The 21,899-nt window shown below is 42.4% G+C and carries 12 protein-coding genes, 9 tRNA genes and 4 rRNA genes; all 25 read right to left on the bottom strand.

The window, feature by feature from the left end; genetic code table 11:
- Positions 1–46: 46 nt before the first annotated feature.
- The 25 genes from JL53_RS01600 to JL53_RS01475 all read right to left on the bottom strand — a co-directional run bounded on the left by JL53_RS01600 (position 47) and on the right by JL53_RS01475 (position 21,808).
- Positions 47–1,596: ribosomal RNA gene (locus tag JL53_RS01600) — 16S ribosomal RNA — on the bottom strand.
- Positions 1,597–1,870: 274 nt separating this feature from the next.
- Positions 1,871–1,946 (bottom strand) — tRNA-Ala (locus JL53_RS01595).
- Positions 1,947–1,964: 18 nt separating this feature from the next.
- Positions 1,965–2,038, bottom strand: a tRNA-Pro gene (locus JL53_RS01590).
- Between the two features lie 10 nt (positions 2,039–2,048).
- Positions 2,049–2,122 (bottom strand) — tRNA-Arg (locus JL53_RS01585).
- A 12-nt stretch (positions 2,123–2,134) separates the two neighbouring features.
- Positions 2,135–2,220: transfer RNA gene (locus JL53_RS01580), tRNA-Leu, on the bottom strand.
- 21 nt (positions 2,221–2,241) lie between these two features.
- A tRNA-Gly gene (locus JL53_RS01575) sits at positions 2,242–2,313 on the bottom strand.
- Positions 2,314–2,327: 14 nt separating this feature from the next.
- Positions 2,328–2,409 (bottom strand) — tRNA-Leu (locus tag JL53_RS01570).
- Positions 2,410–2,414: 5 nt separating this feature from the next.
- A tRNA-Lys gene (locus JL53_RS01565) sits at positions 2,415–2,487 on the bottom strand.
- A 41-nt stretch (positions 2,488–2,528) separates the two neighbouring features.
- Positions 2,529–2,604: transfer RNA gene (locus JL53_RS01560), tRNA-Thr, on the bottom strand.
- A gap of 8 nt (positions 2,605–2,612) precedes the next feature.
- Positions 2,613–2,685 (bottom strand) — tRNA-Val (locus JL53_RS01555).
- 9 nt (positions 2,686–2,694) lie between these two features.
- Positions 2,695–2,810, bottom strand: a 5S ribosomal RNA gene (gene rrf / locus JL53_RS01550).
- Positions 2,811–2,889: 79 nt separating this feature from the next.
- Positions 2,890–5,822 (bottom strand): 23S ribosomal RNA (locus JL53_RS01545).
- A gap of 247 nt (positions 5,823–6,069) precedes the next feature.
- Positions 6,070–7,619: ribosomal RNA gene (locus JL53_RS01540) — 16S ribosomal RNA — on the bottom strand.
- Together the 16S, 23S and 5S rRNA genes with 9 tRNA genes alongside form the textbook arrangement of a ribosomal RNA operon.
- Positions 7,620–8,061: 442 nt before the next feature.
- Positions 8,062–9,558 (bottom strand): lysine--tRNA ligase, encoded by a 1,497-nt coding sequence (gene lysS / locus JL53_RS01535; RefSeq protein ID WP_038406546.1) that lies wholly within the window; start codon positions 9,556–9,558, stop codon positions 8,062–8,064.
- A 114-nt stretch (positions 9,559–9,672) separates the two neighbouring features.
- Positions 9,673–10,668, bottom strand: coding sequence for a tRNA dihydrouridine synthase DusB (gene dusB / locus JL53_RS01530; RefSeq protein WP_038406545.1), 996 nt, complete (start codon positions 10,666–10,668; stop codon positions 9,673–9,675).
- A gap of 74 nt (positions 10,669–10,742) precedes the next feature.
- The gene (folK, locus tag JL53_RS01525; protein ID WP_003718312.1) at positions 10,743–11,222 is read right to left on the bottom strand and encodes a 2-amino-4-hydroxy-6-hydroxymethyldihydropteridine diphosphokinase; all 480 of its coding nucleotides are present in this window, start codon (positions 11,220–11,222) and stop codon (positions 10,743–10,745) included.
- Positions 11,215–11,589 carry a dihydroneopterin aldolase gene (gene folB, locus JL53_RS01520; RefSeq protein WP_003718310.1) on the bottom strand — a complete coding sequence of 125 codons (375 nt, stop codon included), beginning with the start codon at positions 11,587–11,589 and terminating at the stop codon, positions 11,215–11,217. The genes folK and folB overlap by 8 nt, the downstream gene beginning before the upstream one ends.
- Before the next feature lie 15 nt (positions 11,590–11,604).
- A complete protein-coding gene (gene folP, locus JL53_RS01515) occupies positions 11,605–12,420 on the bottom strand; it encodes a dihydropteroate synthase (RefSeq protein ID WP_077916396.1) in 816 nt (271 codons plus the stop codon).
- Positions 12,421–13,525: 1,105 nt separating this feature from the next.
- A complete protein-coding gene (cysK, locus tag JL53_RS01510; protein ID WP_038406544.1) occupies positions 13,526–14,452 on the bottom strand; it encodes a cysteine synthase A in 927 nt (308 codons plus the stop codon).
- A 116-nt stretch (positions 14,453–14,568) separates the two neighbouring features.
- Positions 14,569–15,453, bottom strand: a complete 885-nt coding sequence (gene hslO / locus JL53_RS01505) for an Hsp33 family molecular chaperone HslO (RefSeq protein WP_038406543.1) — start codon at positions 15,451–15,453, stop codon at positions 14,569–14,571.
- A 14-nt stretch (positions 15,454–15,467) separates the two neighbouring features.
- The gene (locus JL53_RS01500) at positions 15,468–16,247 is read right to left on the bottom strand and encodes a type III pantothenate kinase (RefSeq protein WP_038406542.1); all 780 of its coding nucleotides are present in this window, start codon (positions 16,245–16,247) and stop codon (positions 15,468–15,470) included.
- A gap of 115 nt (positions 16,248–16,362) precedes the next feature.
- Positions 16,363–18,453: an ATP-dependent zinc metalloprotease FtsH gene (gene ftsH / locus JL53_RS01495; protein ID WP_038406541.1), complete on the bottom strand. Its 2,091-nt coding sequence runs from the start codon at positions 18,451–18,453 to the stop codon at positions 16,363–16,365.
- A gap of 331 nt (positions 18,454–18,784) precedes the next feature.
- Positions 18,785–20,731, bottom strand: coding sequence for a bifunctional tRNA lysidine(34) synthetase TilS/hypoxanthine phosphoribosyltransferase HprT (locus JL53_RS15240; RefSeq protein WP_074674022.1), 1,947 nt, complete (start codon positions 20,729–20,731; stop codon positions 18,785–18,787).
- A gap of 109 nt (positions 20,732–20,840) precedes the next feature.
- Positions 20,841–21,269 (bottom strand): S1 domain-containing RNA-binding protein, encoded by a 429-nt coding sequence (locus JL53_RS01480; protein WP_003718298.1) that lies wholly within the window; start codon positions 21,267–21,269, stop codon positions 20,841–20,843.
- Between the two features lie 152 nt (positions 21,270–21,421).
- Positions 21,422–21,808, bottom strand: a complete 387-nt coding sequence (locus tag JL53_RS01475; RefSeq protein WP_003718297.1) for an FtsB family cell division protein — start codon at positions 21,806–21,808, stop codon at positions 21,422–21,424.
- Positions 21,809–21,899: the final 91 nt, after the last annotated feature.

Genomic DNA, 21,899 nt, shown 5'->3' with positions numbered 1-21,899 from the left:
GAACAAATATAGAAGAACGAAAACTCACAGGTTTCCTTTTCCTTAGAAAGGAGGTGATCCAGCCGCACCTTCCGATACGGCTACCTTGTTACGACTTCACCCCAATTATCTGTCCCACCTTCGGCGGCTGGCTCCTAAAAGGTTACCCTACCGACTTCGGGTGTTACAAACTCTCGTGGTGTGACGGGCGGTGTGTACAAGGCCCGGGAACGTATTCACCGCGGCATGCTGATCCGCGATTACTAGCGATTCCGGCTTCATGTAGGCGAGTTGCAGCCTACAATCCGAACTGAGAATGGTTTTATGGGATTGGCTCCACCTCGCGGCTTCGCTACCCTTTGTACCATCCATTGTAGCACGTGTGTAGCCCAGGTCATAAGGGGCATGATGATTTGACGTCATCCCCACCTTCCTCCGGCTTGCACCGGCAGTCACTTTAGAGTGCCCAACTAAATGCTGGCAACTAAAATCAAGGGTTGCGCTCGTTGCGGGACTTAACCCAACATCTCACGACACGAGCTGACGACAACCATGCACCACCTGTCACTTTGTCCCCGAAGGGAAAGCTCTGTCTCCAGAGTGGTCAAAGGATGTCAAGACCTGGTAAGGTTCTTCGCGTTGCTTCGAATTAAACCACATGCTCCACCGCTTGTGCGGGCCCCCGTCAATTCCTTTGAGTTTCAACCTTGCGGTCGTACTCCCCAGGCGGAGTGCTTAATGCGTTAGCTGCAGCACTAAGGGGCGGAAACCCCCTAACACTTAGCACTCATCGTTTACGGCGTGGACTACCAGGGTATCTAATCCTGTTTGCTCCCCACGCTTTCGCGCCTCAGCGTCAGTTACAGACCAGAGAGTCGCCTTCGCCACTGGTGTTCCTCCACATATCTACGCATTTCACCGCTACACGTGGAATTCCACTCTCCTCTTCTGCACTCCAGTCTTCCAGTTTCCAATGACCCTCCCCGGTTAAGCCGGGGGCTTTCACATCAGACTTAAAAGACCGCCTGCGCGCGCTTTACGCCCAATAAATCCGGACAACGCTTGCCACCTACGTATTACCGCGGCTGCTGGCACGTAGTTAGCCGTGGCTTTCTGGTTAGATACCGTCAAGGGACAAGCAGTTACTCTTATCCTTGTTCTTCTCTAACAACAGTACTTTACGATCCGAAAACCTTCTTCATACACGCGGCGTTGCTCCGTCAGACTTTCGTCCATTGCGGAAGATTCCCTACTGCTGCCTCCCGTAGGAGTCTGGGCCGTGTCTCAGTCCCAGTGTGGCCGATCACCCTCTCAGGTCGGCTATGCATCGTTGCCTTGGTAGGCCTTTACCCTACCAACTAGCTAATGCACCGCGGGCCCATCTGTAAGCGATAGCCGAAACCATCTTTCAAAGTGATGACATGCGTCACTACTTATCATTCGGTATTAGCCCCGGTTTCCCGGAGTTATCCCCAACTTACAGGCAGGTTGCCCACGTGTTACTCACCCGTCCGCCACTAACTTTGGAAGAGCAAGCTCTTCCTCCGTTCGTTCGACTTGCATGTATTAGGCACGCCGCCAGCGTTCGTCCTGAGCCAGGATCAAACTCTCTTTAAAATATAAATTGAATTTGAATACTTATTCAACACCGTGAATAAGATTCCTTGCGTCAAATTGACTTCGCTAGCAATTAAATTACTAGTTTGTTTTGTTGAAAACAGCTTTCTGTTTTCTGCCCTGCGATTACCAGTGAGACTTTACGTCTCATTGCTTTTCGTCTTCTTCTTTGTTCAGTTTTCAAAGGTCATTTTTCTTTGTTGCCGTGTTTAGCAGCAACTCTTATATCTTACTCTATTCTCTAAATAATGTCAACACATTTTTAGAAATAATTTGGTGGAGCCTAGCGGGATCGAACCGCTGACCTCCTGCGTGCAAAGCAGGCGCTCTCCCAGCTGAGCTAAGGCCCCATAATAAAAATCAAACAATCGGGAAGACAGGATTCGAACCTGCGACCCCTTGGTCCCAAACCAAGTGCTCTACCAAGCTGAGCTACTTCCCGTTTAATAAAGTGCGCCCAAGAGGAGTCGAACCTCTAACCGCTTGATTCGTAGTCAAGTACTCTATCCAGTTGAGCTATGGGCGCATATAAAAATAATGCCGAGGACCGGAATCGAACCGGTACGGATATCACTATCCGCAGGATTTTAAGTCCTGTGCGTCTGCCAGTTCCGCCACCCCGGCATATTGGAACTTTTGTAAACAAGCGGAAGACGGGGTTCGAACCCGCGACCCCCACCTTGGCAAGGTGATGTTCTACCACTGAACTACTTCCGCATATTTAAAATAAGTGCGGGTGAAGGGACTTGAACCCCCACGCCTCGCGGCGCCAGATCCTAAATCTGGTGCGTCTGCCAATTCCGCCACACCCGCAAAAGTGAGCCGTGCTGGGTTCGAACCAGCGACCCTCTGATTAAAAGTCAGATGCTCTACCAACTGAGCTAACGGCTCTCTACAATAAAAAATATGTATTATTATAAAGTTAATATTAATGGTGCCGGCTGCAAGAGTCGAACTCGCGACCTACTGATTACAAATCAGTTGCTCTACCAACTGAGCTAAGCCGGCATAAAAAATGGAGGTTAACGGGATCGAACCGCTGACCCTCTGCTTGTAAGGCAGATGCTCTCCCAGCTGAGCTAAACCTCCAGAAATACTGCCCGGCAGCGACCTACTCTCGCAGGGGGAAGCCCCCAACTACCATTGGCGCAGAGAAGCTTAACTACCGTGTTCGGGATGGGAACGGGTGTGACCTTCTCGCCATAACTACCAGACAATATTTAAGTTGTTGAAAGATTGCTCTCTCAAAACTAGAGAAGAAAGGGTTCAGTTAGGTAACTTCGTTTCATTTTTTTGGTTAAGTCCTCGATCGATTAGTATTTGTCCGCTCCATGTATCGCTACACTTCCACTCCAAACCTATCTACCTGATCATCTTTCAGGGATCTTACTTTCCGAAGAAATGGGAAATCTCATCTTGAGGGGGGCTTCACGCTTAGATGCTTTCAGCGTTTATCCCTGCCACACATAGCTACCCAGCGATGCTCCTGGCGGAACAACTGGTACACCAGCGGTGTGTCCATCCCGGTCCTCTCGTACTAAGGACAGCTCCTCTCAAATTTCCTGCGCCCGCGACGGATAGGGACCGAACTGTCTCACGACGTTCTGAACCCAGCTCGCGTGCCGCTTTAATGGGCGAACAGCCCAACCCTTGGGACCGACTACAGCCCCAGGATGCGACGAGCCGACATCGAGGTGCCAAACCTCCCCGTCGATGTGGACTCTTGGGGGAGATAAGCCTGTTATCCCCGGGGTAGCTTTTATCCGTTGAGCGATGGCCCTTCCATGCGGAACCACCGGATCACTAAGCCCGACTTTCGTCCCTGCTCGACTTGTCAGTCTCGCAGTCAAGCTCCCTTGTGCCTTTACACTCTGCGAATGATTTCCATCCATTCTGAGGGAACCTTTGGGCGCCTCCGTTACTCTTTAGGAGGCGACCGCCCCAGTCAAACTGCCCACCTGACACTGTCTCCCCACGCGCTAAGCGTGGCGGGTTAGAATGGTCATACAGCCAGGGTAGTATCCCACCATTGCCTCCTCGTATGCTAGCGCACACGTCTCTTCGGCTCCTACCTATCCTGTACAAGCGGTACAAACATTCCATATCAGGTTGCAGTAAAGCTCCACGGGGTCTTTCCGTCCTGTCGCGGGTAACCTGCATCTTCACAGGTACTATAATTTCACCGAGTCTCTCGTTGAGACAGTGCCCAGATCGTTGCGCCTTTCGTGCGGGTCGGAACTTACCCGACAAGGAATTTCGCTACCTTAGGACCGTTATAGTTACGGCCGCCGTTTACTGGGGCTTCAATTCGTACCTTCGCCGAAGCTAAGCACTCCTCTTAACCTTCCAGCACCGGGCAGGCGTCAGCCCCTATACGTCACCTTACGGTTTTGCAGAGACCTGTGTTTTTGCTAAACAGTCGCCTGGGCCTATTCACTGCGGCTCTCTCGGGCTTGCACCCTAATAGAGCACCCCTTCTCCCGAAGTTACGGGGTCATTTTGCCGAGTTCCTTAACGAGAGTTCTCTCGCTCACCTTAGGATTCTCTCCTCATCTACCTGTGTCGGTTTGCGGTACGGGCAGTACTACTCTTCCTAGAGGCTTTTCTTGACAGCGTGAAATCAGGAACTTCCGTACTTTATTTCCTTCCCCATCACAGCTCATGCTTCGCAAGAAGCGGATTTGCCTACTTCTCACACTCACTGCTTGGACGCACATTTCCATTCGTGCGATTCCCTATCCTTCTGTGTCACCCCATCGGTTAAACAATTAGCACTGGTACAGGAATCTCTACCTGTTGTCCATCGCCTACGCCTATCGGCCTCGGCTTAGGTCCCGACTAACCCTGAGCGGACGAGCCTTCCTCAGGAAACCTTAGATATTCGGTGGAAGGGATTCTCACCCTTCTTTCGCTACTCATACCGGCATTCTCACTTCTAAGCGCTCCACCAGTCCTTCCGGTCTGACTTCACCGCCCTTAGAACGCTCTCCTACCACGAACCTCTCAAAGAGGTTCATCCACAGTTTCGGTAATATGTTTAGCCCCGGTACATTTTCGGCGCGGGGTCACTCGACCAGTGAGCTATTACGCACTCTTTCAATGGTGGCTGCTTCTAAGCCAACATCCTGGTTGTCTAAGCAACCCCACATCCTTTTCCACTTAACATATATTTGGGGACCTTAACTGGTGGTCTGGGCTGTTTCCCTTTCGACTACGGATCTTATCACTCGCAGTCTGACTCCCGAGTATAAGTACATGGCATTCGGAGTTTATCTGAATTCGGTAACCCGAGAAGGGCCCCTAGTCCAAACAGTGCTCTACCTCCATGACTCTTTACCTCGAGGCTAGCCCTAAAGCTATTTCGGAGAGAACCAGCTATCTCCAAGTTCGATTGGAATTTCTCCGCTACCCACACCTCATCCCCGCACTTTTCAACGTGCGTGGGTTCGGACCTCCAGTAAGTATTACCTTACCTTCATCCTGGACATGGGTAGATCACCTGGTTTCGGGTCTACGACCTGTTACTTATTCGCCCTATTCAGACTCGCTTTCGCTACGGCTCCGCTTTTTCCGCTTAACCTTGCAACAAATCGTAACTCGCCGGTTCATTCTACAAAAGGCACGCTATCACCCATTAACGGGCTCTAACTACTTGTAGGCACACGGTTTCAGGAACTGTTTCACTCCCCTTCCGGGGTGCTTTTCACCTTTCCCTCACGGTACTGGTTCACTATCGGTCACTAGGGAGTATTTAGCCTTGGGAGATGGTCCTCCCGGATTCCGACGGAATTTCACGTGTTCCGCCGTACTCAGGATCCACTCTGGAGGGAAAGCTATTTCAACTACCGGGCTGTTACCGTCTTTGGCGGGCCTTTCCAGACCGCTTCATTTATAACTTTCTTTTGTAACTCCGTATAGAGTGTCCTACAACCCCAAGAAGCAAGCTTCTTGGTTTGGGCTCTTTCCGTTTCGCTCGCCGCTACTCAGGAAATCGATTTTTCTTTCTCTTCCTCCAGGTACTTAGATGTTTCAGTTCCCTGGGTCTGCCTTCCTCACGCTATGTATTCACGTAAGGATACTATCCGACTAAAGATAGTGGGTTCCCCCATTCGGAAATCTCTGGATCAACGCTTACGTACAGCTCCCCAAAGCATATCGGTGTTAGTCCCGTCCTTCTTCGGCTCCTAGTGCCAAGGCATCCACCGTGCGCCCTTTCTAACTTAACCAATTTACTTCATTGAAGTAAAGGTTGTTTTTCTGATTTTCCGTATCAGCGATGATACATCCAATCAGATGAAAGATTCACTTTCAGATGATTCTCGGTTACTTGTGTCATAAATAGTTACCTATTTATGCTAACTTTACTAACTTTCTTATCTAGTTTTCAAAGAACAAACAGTATAGAGAAGAATTAACCTCTCAAAACTGAACAAATATAGAAGAACGAAAACTCACAGGTTTCCTTTTCCTTAGAAAGGAGGTGATCCAGCCGCACCTTCCGATACGGCTACCTTGTTACGACTTCACCCCAATTATCTGTCCCACCTTCGGCGGCTGGCTCCTAAAAGGTTACCCTACCGACTTCGGGTGTTACAAACTCTCGTGGTGTGACGGGCGGTGTGTACAAGGCCCGGGAACGTATTCACCGCGGCATGCTGATCCGCGATTACTAGCGATTCCGGCTTCATGTAGGCGAGTTGCAGCCTACAATCCGAACTGAGAATGGTTTTATGGGATTGGCTCCACCTCGCGGCTTCGCTACCCTTTGTACCATCCATTGTAGCACGTGTGTAGCCCAGGTCATAAGGGGCATGATGATTTGACGTCATCCCCACCTTCCTCCGGCTTGCACCGGCAGTCACTTTAGAGTGCCCAACTAAATGCTGGCAACTAAAATCAAGGGTTGCGCTCGTTGCGGGACTTAACCCAACATCTCACGACACGAGCTGACGACAACCATGCACCACCTGTCACTTTGTCCCCGAAGGGAAAGCTCTGTCTCCAGAGTGGTCAAAGGATGTCAAGACCTGGTAAGGTTCTTCGCGTTGCTTCGAATTAAACCACATGCTCCACCGCTTGTGCGGGCCCCCGTCAATTCCTTTGAGTTTCAACCTTGCGGTCGTACTCCCCAGGCGGAGTGCTTAATGCGTTAGCTGCAGCACTAAGGGGCGGAAACCCCCTAACACTTAGCACTCATCGTTTACGGCGTGGACTACCAGGGTATCTAATCCTGTTTGCTCCCCACGCTTTCGCGCCTCAGCGTCAGTTACAGACCAGAGAGTCGCCTTCGCCACTGGTGTTCCTCCACATATCTACGCATTTCACCGCTACACGTGGAATTCCACTCTCCTCTTCTGCACTCCAGTCTTCCAGTTTCCAATGACCCTCCCCGGTTAAGCCGGGGGCTTTCACATCAGACTTAAAAGACCGCCTGCGCGCGCTTTACGCCCAATAAATCCGGACAACGCTTGCCACCTACGTATTACCGCGGCTGCTGGCACGTAGTTAGCCGTGGCTTTCTGGTTAGATACCGTCAAGGGACAAGCAGTTACTCTTATCCTTGTTCTTCTCTAACAACAGTACTTTACGATCCGAAAACCTTCTTCATACACGCGGCGTTGCTCCGTCAGACTTTCGTCCATTGCGGAAGATTCCCTACTGCTGCCTCCCGTAGGAGTCTGGGCCGTGTCTCAGTCCCAGTGTGGCCGATCACCCTCTCAGGTCGGCTATGCATCGTTGCCTTGGTAGGCCTTTACCCTACCAACTAGCTAATGCACCGCGGGCCCATCTGTAAGCGATAGCCGAAACCATCTTTCAAAGTGATGACATGCGTCACTACTTATCATTCGGTATTAGCCCCGGTTTCCCGGAGTTATCCCCAACTTACAGGCAGGTTGCCCACGTGTTACTCACCCGTCCGCCACTAACTTTGGAAGAGCAAGCTCTTCCTCCGTTCGTTCGACTTGCATGTATTAGGCACGCCGCCAGCGTTCGTCCTGAGCCAGGATCAAACTCTCTTTAAAATATAAATTGAATTTGAATACTTATTCAACACCGTGAATAAGATTCCTTGCGTCAAATTGACTTCGCTAGCAATTAAATTACTAGTTTGTTTTGTTGAAAACAGCTTTCTGTTTTCTGCCCTGCGATTACCAGTGAGACTTTACGTCTCATTGCTTTTCGTCTTCTTCTTTGTTCAGTTTTCAAAGGTCATTTTTCTTTGTCGCCGTGTTTAGCAGCAACTCTTATATCTTACTCTATCCAACATTCAAAGTCAAGATGTTTTTTCAAAAAAATTTAATTTCCTTAAGAACATTTTGTCTTTGTTAACTGGAACGTTTATAAATATATCATGTTTTTATAGGTATTGCAAGCATATTTTGAGAAAAAGTTTCTCTTTGGAAAATTTGTTTTTCTGACTAAAAAATAAAATCCAGAACTGAATATTCCAGCTCTGGATTTCTATTAATCTCTGTGCTTCATTGTTGGGAATAATAAAATGTCGCGTATAGATGGTGCGTCAGTTAGTAGCATTACTAAACGATCTATTCCTATGCCTAATCCACCAGTTGGCGGCAAACCATATTCTAGCGCTTCTAAGAAATCCGCATCCATTCCATGTGCTTCATCATTTCCTTGTTCCCGCTCTTTCATTTGCGCTTCAAAACGTTCTCTTTGGTCGATTGGATCATTTAATTCCGAGAAAGCATTAGCATGTTCACGTCCAACAATAAATAATTCAAAGCGATCAGTAAAGCGGCCATCTTCTTTGTTCTTCTTAGCCAATGGAGATATTTCTATCGGGTGTCCATATACAAATGTCGGTTGAATCAATTTTTCTTCAACAAACGTTTCGAAAAACTCATTAAGAATATGTCCGTATGTCATATGTTTCGTGACCTGTACATTGTGTTCTTTGGCTAATTTATGCGCTTCTTCATCAGAAGTTACATTCCAAAAGTCTACTCCGACATATTCTTTGACAGCATCAGCCATGTGAATCCTACGCCAGTTAGGTGTTAGATCTACATGATATTCACCATATGTTATTTTAGTAGTCCCATTAACTTGCTCGCAAACAGTAGAAACTAATCCTTCTACTAAATCCATTACATCTTTGTAATCTTCATATGCGGCGTAGGATTCTAGCATAGTAAATTCCGGGTTATGGCGTGTAGATGTCCCTTCATTACGGAATACACGACCAATTTCGTATACTTTATCCATCCCGCCTACAATTAGTCGCTTTAAATGTAGTTCTAACGCGATTCGTAAATATAATTCCATATCCAGTGCATTATGGTGAGTAATAAAAGGTTTCGCCGCAGCGCCACCAGCGATTGTGTGCAATACAGGTGTTTCTACTTCTAAGAAACCTTGATTATCCATATAATCACGTGTATATTTCAAAATTTTACTGCGCATGACAAACCGGTTTTGACTTTCTTCGTTGGTAATTAAGTCTAAATAGCGTTGACGATAGCGTTGTTCCACATCTTTTAAGCCATGGTATTTGTCAGGAAGTGGGCGCAACGCTTTAGATAGTAATGTGAATTCTGTTGCTTTCACAGATAGTTCACCAGTGTTTGTCCTGAAGATAGTACCTTTAATGCCGATAATATCTCCTAAATCAGCCATTTTGAAAACTACATATGAGTCTTCCCCAATTGCATCTTTACGAATATAGATTTGTAATTGGTGGAAACGGTCTTGAATATGTGTAAATCCTACTTTCCCTTTTACACGCTTCGTCATAATACGACCAGCTACAGTTACTTCAATAGAAGCTTCTTCAAGTTCTTCTTTTGATTTATCAGCAAATTGTGTTTCAATTTCTTCCGGGCTGATGGAACGGATGAATTTCCCGCCAAAAGGATCAATCCCTTCTTCGCGCAAAGTTTCTACTTTTTCGCGGCGGACGATGAGTTGGTCATTTAGTTCTTCGTGGTTTTCGTTACTCATATAGGTACACTCCTATTCTATTCATTTCTACAGATGTTTTCATTATACGCTCTTTTAGTGTTATTTTTCTAGTATAAATTTAAAAAATGCCCCGAAAACCCGGGGCAACAATGTTTAATCTTGTTTTGCTAATTCTTTTTCTTCATATTGAAGAACAAATTCATTTAAAATCAATTCCATTTCGGCTTGTTTTGTCGCTTGGTTTGCAGCAACTTTAGCACGCGTGCTTCCTCTCGCACCTTTTAGATAATAAGCAGCGTGTTGTCTAAATTCGCGAACAGCGATATTCTCCCCTTTTAATTCGACTAAACGATTTAAATGCAGCATAGCAGTTTGCATTTTCTCGCGTGGTTCTGGTTCTGGCAAAAGTTCGCCAGTCTCTAAATATTTAACAGTTCGATAAATCATCCATGGGTTTCCAAGTGCCGCTCTACCAATCATCACTCCGTCAGCGCCGGTATGTTCTAAAATACGTTTTGCATCTTCTGGAGTTCTAACATCTCCATTAGCCATAAAAGGAATCTTTAATTCGCGTTTTACATCTCTGAGTACATCCCAGTTGGCGCTACCTTCATACATTTGAACTCGAGTACGCCCGTGCATCGCGACCGCAGCAGCTCCTGCACGTTCTGCAGCCAATGCGTTTTCAATCGCAAATACATGCTCCTCATCCCAACCGATACGCATCTTTACAGTAACTGGTTTATCCACAGCATCTACAACCGCTGCAACCATATCGTACACTTTGTTTGGATCAAGTAACCACTTCGCTCCTGCTTCACATTTGATTATCTTGTTGACTGGGCATCCCATATTAATATCAATAATATCAGCTGTTGTGTTCTCAGCAACAAATTTTGCGGCTTCCACGAGAGTTTCTTTTTCTCCACCAAAAATTTGCAAACTTAGTGGCTTTTCTTTTTCATCAATATATAGCATATCAAGCGTTTTTGCATTGCGGTATGCGATTCCTTTGTCACTAATCATTTCACAGCAAACAAGACCTGCTCCGAATTCTTTGACCGTAAGACGGAATGCAGAATTGGATATCCCCGCCATCGGAGCCACAACTACTTGATTTTTAATTTCTACATTGCCTATTTGAAACATTTATTAAACCCCTTCCCTCTTAAATTGCGCTAGTGATATGTTATCACAAACAGTTTTTTCTGCAAGTGCCAATTTTACCACTTCACTTGTTTTTTTATTTTCCGGACGCCTTGCTCAGCCAAAACAGTCTGATCAACCCGAATCCCTGCCTTATCAGGAGAAATCTCCACTAACGGTATCATCACAAAAGCTCTTTCTTTCATATAAGGATGTGGGATTTTCAGCTTTTCTGTATCCATTTTAACATCATCATATAGCAAAATATCAATATCGATTAATCGCGGTCCCCATTTGAACAAACGGACTCTTCCTAATTCAAGCTCCAACTTTAAGCAAAAGTCTAATAGATTCTCTGGGAGAAAACTCGTTTCAATTTCGATAACAATATTAAAAAAAGCAGCTTGATCTTCAAAGCCTACCGCATCCGTTTCATATACACTGGATACTTTTACTATTTCAATTTGCTTTTCAGCCGCCAAGCCACTAACCGCATTATTTAAATTAACCAAGCGTTCACCAATATTTGTTCCTATCGATAAAAAAGCTTTAGCCATTCAGTTCACTTCTCTTTCGTTCGATTTCTACTGCCACAGAATGATAATGTCCTGGAATTGGCGGATTAGGTTTAATTAATTTTACTGTCACTTCCTTAAGAAGCGGATAATTCTTTAAAACTTCTACTGCAATCTTTTCCGCAAGTGCCTCAATTAAATTAAACGGCTTTCCTTCTACTATTGTTTTCACCGTTTCATAGACATCTGCATAGCTAACAGTATCTTTTACATCATCAGAATTCCCGGCTTTTTTTGTTGAAAGACCAAGGACTAATGATACGCTAAACTTTTGACCTAGTTTATTTTCTTCTGACAAAACACCATGATAACCATAAAACGCTAGCTCATTTAAGTATATTTTATCCAAAAAAAGCACCCCTTTTTATAATTTTGTTATATCTAACTTCCCAGTGATTGCATCTGTCATTCGAATCATTCGAGCAATCGGCAAGACATCATGCACTCGTGTAATTGTACACCCTTTTGCAAAACCGTAAACCGCAGTAGCTCCGGTACCTTCCATTCTATCATCAGGTGATCCTCCTAAAATTAGGCCAATGGTTGATTTCCGACTTGTTCCGAGTAAAACTTCATACCCAAGCGCAACAATTTCGTCTATCCGTCGCAAAACTTCTAAATTTTGTGCCGGCGTCTTAACAAAGCCAAATCCTGGATCCAATATAATGTGTTCATCTGGCACAGAAGCAGCCTTTGCAATTGCCACACTTTCCAAAAGATCCGTTTTCACGTCTTCTAAGAAATTTTCATATTGGGCATTTTCTCGGTTGTGCATTAAACAAATTGGAATATTATACTTAGCTGCAATTTGCGCAATTTCCGGTTCTTTTTTTGCGCCCCACTGGTCATTTATCATATCAGCTCCGGCCAAAACAGCTTGTTCAGCAACTGCCGCTCGCCATGTGTCCACTGATATCCATATATCTGGCAATTTTTCTCTTATCGCTTTAATAACCGGGATAATTCTCGCTAATTCTTCATCTCGTGAGACTTCTGAAAAACCTGGCCGCGTAGATATTCCGCCGACATCAATGATTGCCGCACCATCCTCAGCCATTTTCATAGCACGAACAACAGCTTCTTCTAGCTCCATATACTTGCCACCATCCGAAAAAGAGTCTGGTGTAACATTTAAAATTCCCATGACCATACCTAAGTGGTCCCTTTTCCACTTTTTCAAGTCCAAACACCTCTTTCCGTGATTTATTATAGCAGAATTCAGCGATTTTAGCGCACAAAAAAACCGATGCGGAAAAAGGGAGTAAACCGCACCGGTCAAAAGGGAGTTTGGGTTTCCATTCTAAAAAGGGGTAAAGAATGAAAATGTTTTGCTTGTTGTTAGCTTATAGTTATATATTAACCGAAGTTTCGGTGGATATGCTGTGACTTTTGTTAAAGTTTCATGAGATTTCTCGGTTTTTCTTTTCATTTTTTGTATTAAAAAACCAGTGTGGAAAAAGGGAGTAAACCACACTGGTCAAAAAGGGAGTTTGGGATTTTCATTCTAAAAAGGGGGGAAAGAATGAAAATGTTTTGTTTGTTGTTAGCTTATAATTATATATTAACCGAAGTTTCGGTGGATATACTGTGATTTTTGTTAAAGTTTCATGAGATTTATTGATTTTTCTTTTTTGACATTAAAAAATCAGTGTGGAAAAAGGGAGTAAACCACACTGATCAAAAAGGGAGTTTGGGATTTTCATTCTAAAAAGGGGAAAGAATGAAAATGTTTTGTTTGTTGTTAGCTTATAATTATATATTAACCGAAGTTTCAGTGGATATACTGTGATTTTTGTTAAAGTTTCATGAGATTTATTGATTTTTCTTTTTTGGCATAAAAAAATCAGTGTGGAAAAAGGGAGTAAACCACACTGATCAAAAAGGGAGTTTGGAATTTTCATTCTAAAAGGGGGAAAGAATGAAAATGTTTTGCTTGTTGTTAGTTTATAGTTATATATTAACCGAAGTTTCGGTGGATATGCTGTGACTTTTGTTAAAGTTTCATGAGATTTCTCGGTTTTTCTTTTCATTTTTTGTATTAAAAAACCAGTGTGGAAAAAGGGAGTAAACCACACTGGTCAAAAAGGGAGTTTGGGATTTTCATTCTAAAAAGGGGAAAGAATGAAAATGTTTTGTTTGTTGTTAGCTTATGGTTATATATTAACTAATAAAAGAAAATTTCCCCTGTGCATTTGATTAGAAAATAGTAAGAAATTTATTTATTTCTTTTAATAAATAAAAAAGCAACATGCCTAGGAGTTCCCCAAACACGTCGCTTTGCCTCATTAATCTTCAAAATTATAAAGTGGTGTACTTAAGTAGCGTTCGCCATTACTAGCAACGATGGCTAAAACTTTTTTTCCTACTCCAAGTTCTTTAGCTAAATCAAGAGCAGCTTTAATTGTTGCTCCCGATGAAATACCAACCAAAATACCTTCTTTTTTGGCAACTTCACGCGCTGTTTCTAAAGCATCTTCACTAGAAACTTTTAAAATACCATCATAGACTTTTGTATCTAGAGTATCCGGAACAAAGCCAGCACCAATTCCTTGGATTTTATGTGGAGACGGGGAGCCGCCACTAAGCACTGGGGATTCTTCCGGCTCTAATGCGTAAATTTTTACATCAGGATAGTTTTTCTTAAGTACATGTCCAACACCAGTTACTGTTCCACCAGTTCCAACGCCTGCGATAAAAGCATCCAAACCATCTTTACCAAATGCTTCGACGATTTCTGGACCCGTTGTTTCTTCATGAACAGCTGGATTTGCTGGATTATGAAATTGTTGTGGAACAAAATAATTATTTTCTTTTGCTAACTCCTCTGCTTTGGCAATAGCGCCCTTCATGCCATCTGGTCCTTTTGTTAATACTAATTTCGCTCCATATGCTTGAAGCAATTTGCGACGTTCCAAACTCATTGTTTCAGGCATTACGAAGATTGCTTGGTAACCTTTCGCTGCCGCAACCATCGCAAGACCAATCCCAGTGTTTCCGCTTGTAGGCTCAATAATTGTGTCGCCTGGTTTTAAAGCACCAGACTTTTCAGCATCTTCAATCATCGCATTTGCAATACGGTCCTTTACGCTACCACCTGGATTTTGGAATTCTAGTTTTACATATACATCTGCACTACCTGTTTCTGGTAAGCGGTTAAGTTTTACAATAGGTGTCTTTCCAATTAAATCAGTTATTGAATTTACAATTGTCATTATTAAAGCACTCCTATCTTTTTAGGTCTTTCATATAGTTTAATTAATTCCGACCTATTTTGTCAAGTTTAAGGCTTTATAAAAAAGAAGCACTCTCATCGAGTACTCCTTTTGGTTTATTTTGCTTCTTCGTATAGCTTTTCTAATTCTTGTTCTGAAAAATCATATGTGTTACGACAAAAATGACATTCTGCTTCTGCTCCGTGGTCTTCTTCAATCATGGAGCGGATTTCTTCTTTTCCAAGAGAAATTATTGCACTACCAAACCGCTCTTTAGAACAATTACATTCAAAAGATACCGGTATTTTTTCTAAAATTTGTAATTTTTCTTCGCCACCAGCTAGCTTGGCTAAAATCGTTTCTGGTGTTTCTCCTGCTTCAATCATTCTGGATACGGTTGGTAAGGCAGTTAGATTTTTTTCGATTTCATCAATGATTTCATCAGTTGCACCAGGAAGAAGTTGTAGCATAAAACCACCAGCTGCTTCGATTGAGTCATCTGGATTCACTAAAACGCCTACGCCTACTGAAGAATTGATTTGTTCAGAAGTAGCTAAATAATAGGTGAAATCTTCGCCGATTTCCCCGGAAACAATTGGGGTTTGCCCTGTGAAGTTTTCCCCAAAGCCTAAATCTTTTACAACAGAAAGCATTCCTGATGTCCCTACGCCACGACGAACGTCCAGTTTTCCTGCTTCATTAAGCTCACTGAAATGAACATGCGGATTAGTTACAAAGCCACGAATTTGGCCTTGCGCATTGCTATCAGCTACGATTGGACCAATTGGACCATCACCTTCTATTTTCACTGTGATTTTTTGATCTTCTTTTTGCATCGCTCCGAGAAATAATGTTCCAGTCATTGTTCTACCAAGTGCCGCGGAAGAAACGGACCACGTGTCATGTCTTTTTTGCGCTTCTTTGATTGTTTCTGTTGTTACCGCTGCATATATACGCGCCATCCCATCATAGGCTAGCGCTTTTACTAAATAATCACTCATTGTTTAAAACTCCTTTATTTTTCTGTTGTTGGTTTATTTCTTCGATACAGAAGCGCTAACCCTTTTAATGTTAAAAAAGGATCTAGAATATCAACTGTAGAAGATTTCTCTGTAATCATCCTTGCAAGCCCCCCTGTAGCTACTACAACCGGGCTCGAATTCGATTGTTTTTTCATTTCATTAATAATTCCTTCGCATTGCCCAACAAAGCCATAGAAAACACCAGCCTGCATAGAAGCAACTGTTGATTTCCCGATAATTTGACTCGATTCAGCAATGTCTACTCGAGGAAGTTTGGCAGCTCTACTATATAAAGCTTCTGTAGAAATCATAATACCTGGCGCAATCGCACCGCCTTGATACACTCCTGATTCATCGATATAGCAAAAGGTAGTTGCTGTTCCAAAGTCAACAACGATTACTGGTGTTCCGTATTGTTCGGATGCAGCTACGGCATTTACTATACGGTCAGCACCAATTTCTCGTGGATTATCGACTTTAACATTAAGACCTGTTTTGATTCCTGGTCCTACAATTAGTGGACGGATATTAAAGTAACGTACACACATAGTTTCCATGGCATGCATGATTGGTGGAACGACAGACGAAATAATAATTCCTTGAATATCAGAAGGAGTTATATTTGCATAGGAAAAAAAATTTAAAACTGTCATACCGAGCTCATCAGATGTTCGGTGACGGTCAGTCGTCATGCGCCAATGTTTTAAAAGTTTTTGGTCGTTATAAACGCCGACAGTACAGTTAGTATTTCCAACATCAATTACAAGTATCATAAGTTTGAATACCGTCCTTTAGTAGATTTTTCTAACGTATCATATCATGTTTTAATCTAAAAACCGAATAATATAGCTTCAAAAAAGAGACTGGAATAACCCAGCCTCTTTGATTTTATTCGTCTTTTTTATCATTTGGAGTTTGCTCAATATTCGGAGCATCTTCTGAAGAAACTTCTTTTGGTTCATCTTGTTTTTCTACTGCAGTTTCTTCTGCTTTTTCTTCATGTTTCAATTCTTCTTTTTCTTCTTCAAAAGATTTGCCAGATAGTTCATCTTCTTTTTCAGAAGGATACTCTGCCGCTACATCAATTGTATCAATATCCGGAGGCATTACACCTTCATCAAATAGGGAACGGATTTGGCGAGCATCTAAAGTTTCTACTTTTAGTAATGTTTCCGCGATAAGTTTGTGTTGTTCTTGGTGTTCAGTAATGATTGTTTTAGCACGGTCGTAACAGTAGCGAATTAAGCTTTGAACTTCTGTGTCGATTTCGTAAGCGATTTTGTCGGAATAACCTTTATCATTTCCGAAATCGCGCCCCATAAATACTTGGCCATTACCAGAAGTGAATTGAAGTGGTCCAATTTTGTCACTCATACCCCACTCTGTTACCATGCGGCGAGCAAGCTCAGTTGCACGTTCAAAGTCATTACTTGCACCAGTTGTTACTTCTCCAAAAGTGACTTCCTCAGCTACACGTCCACCAAGCAAACCAGTAATACGGTCCATTAACTCAGCTTTCGTCATTAGGAATCTATCTTCTTTTGGTAGCATTACGGCATAACCGCCAGCTTGTCCACGAGGGACGATCGTAACTTTATGAACTACTTCTGCTTCATCAAGTACCATTCCGACGATTACGTGACCACCTTCATGATATGCAACAGTGCGGCGTTCTTTTTCGGAAATGACACGATTTTTCTTGGCAGGTCCGGCAATTACGCGGTCACTTGCTTCATCTAAATCGCTCATGTCTATTTCTTTTTTATCGGAACGAGCGGCAACTAAGGCTGCTTCATTCAGTAAGTTTTCTAAATCGGCACCAGAGAATCCTGGTGTACGTTGCGCGATTGCTTTTAAGTCAACACTTTTTGCAAGTGGTTTGTTACGAGCATGAACCTGAAGTACTGCTTCACGACCTTTTACGTCTGGGCGATCAACCATAATTTGACGGTCAAAACGACCTGGACGAAGAAGCGCTGGGTCAAGTACGTCGGCACGGTTAGTTGCGGCAATGATGATAATTCCTTCGTTACCGCCGAAACCATCCATTTCAACTAGTAATTGGTTTAGGGTTTGTTCACGTTCATCGTGACCGCCGCCCATTCCGGCACCACGTTGACGACCAACTGCATCAATTTCATCAATGAAAATGATACATGGAGCATTTTTCTTCGCATTTTCAAATAAATCACGGACACGGCTTGCACCGACTCCGACAAACATTTCTACAAAGTCAGAACCTGAGATAGAGAAGAATGGTACGCCCGCTTCACCTGCAACTGCACGAGCTAGCAAGGTTTTACCAGTACCCGGAGGCCCTACTAATAAGACGCCTTTCGGAATACGAGCACCGAGTTCCGCAAACTTGCGCGGATCTTTTAGGAATTCCACTACTTCTACAAGTTCTTGTTTCTCCTCGTCCGCTCCTGCTACATCAGTAAAGCGAACTTTCTTCTTATCGTCGTTGTAAAGTTTGGCTTTACTCTTACCAAAGCTCATTACTTTACCGCCACCACCGCCTTGAGACTGGCTCATTAGGAAGAAGAACAGGATAAAGATGATTACAAACGGAACGATGGAAGTTAAGAAAGTAACCCAACCACTATTTTGCTTAGCAGGTTCTACTTCCATTTTCACATCTTCTTTAGATACTGCCGTTTGTAATTCTTCTAGTGAAGTATCGCTATTTAAAGCATACGTTGTGAAAGCTGTACTACTTGTTTTACTTTGTCCTAGACCAGTTTTCTTATCATCAGAAGAACTTTTATCGCTTGACTTGAATTCTCCTTCAATTGTATAAACACTTCGGTCTGGCTGGATGGTAAGTGATTTAACTTTTCCATCTTCTAGTTTACTCATAAATTCCGTATAGCTAATATCTTTCGCTGCCTCTTTATTTGAATTGAACGATGCAACGATTCCGATTATAACAAGGAATATGATGACATAAAATATTGCATTTCTAAAAAACCTGTTCATTCCTTACCTCCTCCCACGTAAGAGCTTGGATTCTTACTTTTTCTGGATAGTTATCCCTTTAAAAGTTGTTTTCGACTAATAGCAAATTCCCCTGATTAATAAAAACACATCCGTTTAGCCTTTTCTCTCACGAAGTTATTCTATTATTAATTTAGATTTTTTATTATTTATTGATACTTTTTTCACCTTCGAAAACTAAGACTAATGATAGCATACCGAATCTATATTGCCCACTATTTTGCATGGACGGCATGAATCTTTTTTCTTTTTGTTTTCTTAAAAAGCTAGCTATTATATTTTAACAAAAAATGGTTCTGTTTGTTAATTAATTTCACTCGCTATAAATTTCTGGTTTTAAAATACCTATATATGGTAGATTGCGATAACGTTCTGCATAATCTAAACCGTAACCAACAACAAATTCGTTTGGTACTTCAAAGCCTACATAGTCTGCTTCGATTGCCACATTTCGTCCTGATGGTTTATCTAACAAAGTAACCAATTTTACTGATTTTGCTTTGCGATATTTAATGAGGTCTACTAAATAACTAAGTGTACGACCGCTATCAATGATATCTTCAATTACTAGCACATCGCGACCCTCTACTGATGCATTAAGGTCTTTAATTATTTTCACTTCTCCGGACGATACTGTACCATTCCCGTAACTGGATACATCCATGAAGTCCATTTCTAAGTATGTGTCTACGCGCTTAAGTAAATCTGTCATAAAAGGAGTTGCCCCTTTTAATACGCCAACTACAAGTGGGTTACGTCCTTCATATTCTGTTGTCAACTCACGACCGAGTTCACGAATCTTTTCCTGTAATTCGTCCTCCGATATCAGTACTTTCTGAATATCATTATGCATGCTCTCGTTTCCTCCTATATTTCGAGTGTACCTAATAATGTACTGCTTTTTGCTACGACTAAATTCTCGGTCATATGCAGACTTCTTCACGCCGGGTATCCAGAGAATCTTTCCAGTGTAGTCTGTTATCACGGGTAGATTGTCGCGTTCTTGCCTTGGTATTTTGGCATCGATGAAAATATCTTTTAGTTTCTTGCTACCTGCTTGGCCTTTCATCGTCATTCTGTCCCCGCTCATACGGTTTCGGACGATTAAAGGAAGTGTAATATCCGCTGCATCCAGTAGCATTCCGTTTAGCCCATTGGTTTGAACAACGGAGCTCTTTAGCTTCAAACGGAGACTTGCTTTGTTTTCTAATTCAATGCGGTCATTTAGTCCTAGTTGATGATAAAACTCAGCGGGAGCTTGTCTGTCTCCAAATTGAAAGTGGAGTTCGTTGTAAGATCTTTTGACGACGAGTTTTTTCGGTAAATTAAGTGAACTAGATGGGTTATCGCTTTGAATCATCTGGATAATCTGATAGATATGATTTGCCGTTATTAGACTAGCATCCTCATTGTACAGATATCTCAATAGTAAATGAATTGCGCGACGTTGTAAAGGATTCGCTTCATTTTTAAAGCTACTAAGTAAAAGTGTTGTCTGTTCAACGTTTTTAATAAGGTTTTTCTTCAATAATTCATTCGCTAAGTCTTCTAAAAACTGAAAATCTTCACTCGTTTCTTCAGAAAACCTTTCAAAATGATTATAAACAGCTGGATTTTCTTTGGTTAGGAATGGTAGAACCTCTTCCCGGTATCGGTTTCTAGTATATTGGGGGTTGTAATTAGATTCATCTATTTCGTAGGCTAATTCGTGTTTATTAGCGTATTCGATAATTTCTGATTTTGTAATTGTTAAAAAGGGCCGAATTGCATAACCGCCTTGCATGCTACGTTTTGGCTGAATTCCTGACCAACCAATACTGGAGCTCCCACGAACTAGTCGCATGAGGATGGTTTCGATTTGATCATCCGCATGATGGGCTAGCACTAGTTTGTTGATGCTTTCTTTCGCCATGATTTTTTCAAAAAATTCATATCTTACTATACGCGCTGTTTCTTCAATACCTTTATGTAAGCTTTTGGCGCGTTCATTCACGTTTATTTTTTCCGTAAAAAAAGGAATGTCATACTTTTCACAGTATGTTTGAACGATAAATTGCTCTTTTACTGCGTTTTCTCTTAAGCCATGATTTACATGTCCTACAGAGATAGCTTCTTTTGGGACCAGATTAGCCATTCGCAAAAAATGCAGTAACGCCAAAGAATCCGGGCCGCCAGAAACTGCCACAAGCAATTTGTCGTTGGACCAGATTAAGTCATGTTTCTCAATATATTTATGTACTCGTTTTTCGATGTCATCCATTCAAGAAACCCTTCCTCCAAAATTCGACTTTCACATTTTATTAAAAAGTGCACCGTATTAATGATCCAATACGGTGCATCCTTCTATAGTTTAAAATTAATTTCAGGTGTTAGCCCCGTTTCGCGCCTCGTCCACCACGTTTGGATTCTGTTTGGCGTTTGATAGTTGTTAGTCTTTCATCACTATCTTTCAAGAATTTAGACATTATATCTTCAAAGCTCTCGGCTGGTTTTACATAGTTTCCAGCAGGTTTTTTGCTGTATTTTGGTTTACGATCATAGCTTTTTTCTGGGCGGTCCGGACGATCTACTGCTTTACGAATGGACAGACCAATTTTGCCATCATCACCAATATTCATTACTTTGACAGTAACTTCATCCCCTACAGTTAAGATGTCATTAATGTCCTTAACATAGTTATCTGCAACCTCACTAATATGGACTAAACCTGTTTTGCCACCTTCTAACTCCACAAATGCTCCAAAATTAGTAATCCCAGTAACTTTCCCTTGTAACTTGTTGCCTACTTCGATCGACATAAAAAAATGCGTCCTCCTTAAAATATCACTCTATTGCTTAATTATAGCTATAATAAAAAGAGTGTCAAACAGTCAAACTCGTAATCTCCAAAAAATGCACCACTTAATTTTCCCTTTGATTCTATTATGGAGAATGTTGGTTCCACTTCGACTTACTCTTTTTGTTTCGAATTCTCTTCAGGAATGTTGAAAATAATTTCTCCATCTTTAGATAAATAATATTCGCTTCTAGCTAGTTTGGCTATGTATTCGTCATTATGAAGCTTCTTGATTTGATCGTTTAGTGCTTGTTCTTCATCTTTCATTGCAACCATTTTTTTATCTACTTTTACTTGTTTTTCTTTCTTATCTTTTAGTGATAAGACTTGTTGCGTGTAGGTTACAGTTAAAAGTCCTCCGACAACGGCAAAGATAATAGCCATAAAAGCAAGTCTACGGAACAGGGCAACGCGACGACGGTTACGAGTTTTTTTCATTGTTGCAGTATCTTTTATGTAGCGATTTTCTATTCTCGCTACTTTTGTTTTAGCTTTTTTCATACATCGTCCCTCCCATGTTCTTATTTGCTCTTTGTCTGTGAAATTCGGTAGAGAAAAAAACGTTTCTTGCTTAAAATGATATCAATAAATC

Origin of the sequence: Listeria ivanovii subsp. londoniensis, assembly GCF_000763495.1 — a bacterium.
In the GTDB taxonomy this organism is placed as follows: domain Bacteria; phylum Bacillota; class Bacilli; order Lactobacillales; family Listeriaceae; genus Listeria; species Listeria londoniensis.
Note: the sequence above shows the minus strand (reverse complement) of the source record. Positions and strands in the feature narration are given on the sequence as shown.

Coding starts and splice junctions, on each gene's coding strand:
- JL53_RS01480 (WP_003718298.1), bottom strand. CDS start 21,269: ATGTCGATCGAAGTAGGCAACAAGTTACAAGGGAAAGTTACTGGGATT.
- lysS (WP_038406546.1), bottom strand. CDS start 9,558: ATGAGTAACGAAAACCACGAAGAACTAAATGACCAACTCATCGTCCGC.
- dusB (WP_038406545.1), bottom strand. CDS start 10,668: ATGTTTCAAATAGGCAATGTAGAAATTAAAAATCAAGTAGTTGTGGCT.
- JL53_RS15240 (WP_074674022.1), bottom strand. CDS start 20,731: ATGGATGACATCGAAAAACGAGTACATAAATATATTGAGAAACATGAC.
- JL53_RS01500 (WP_038406542.1), bottom strand. CDS start 16,247: ATGATACTTGTAATTGATGTTGGAAATACTAACTGTACTGTCGGCGTT.
- folK (WP_003718312.1), bottom strand. CDS start 11,222: ATGGCTAAAGCTTTTTTATCGATAGGAACAAATATTGGTGAACGCTTG.
- cysK (WP_038406544.1), bottom strand. CDS start 14,452: ATGACAATTGTAAATTCAATAACTGATTTAATTGGAAAGACACCTATT.
- ftsH (WP_038406541.1), bottom strand. CDS start 18,453: ATGAACAGGTTTTTTAGAAATGCAATATTTTATGTCATCATATTCCTT.
- JL53_RS01475 (WP_003718297.1), bottom strand. CDS start 21,808: ATGAAAAAAGCTAAAACAAAAGTAGCGAGAATAGAAAATCGCTACATA.
- hslO (WP_038406543.1), bottom strand. CDS start 15,453: ATGAGTGATTATTTAGTAAAAGCGCTAGCCTATGATGGGATGGCGCGT.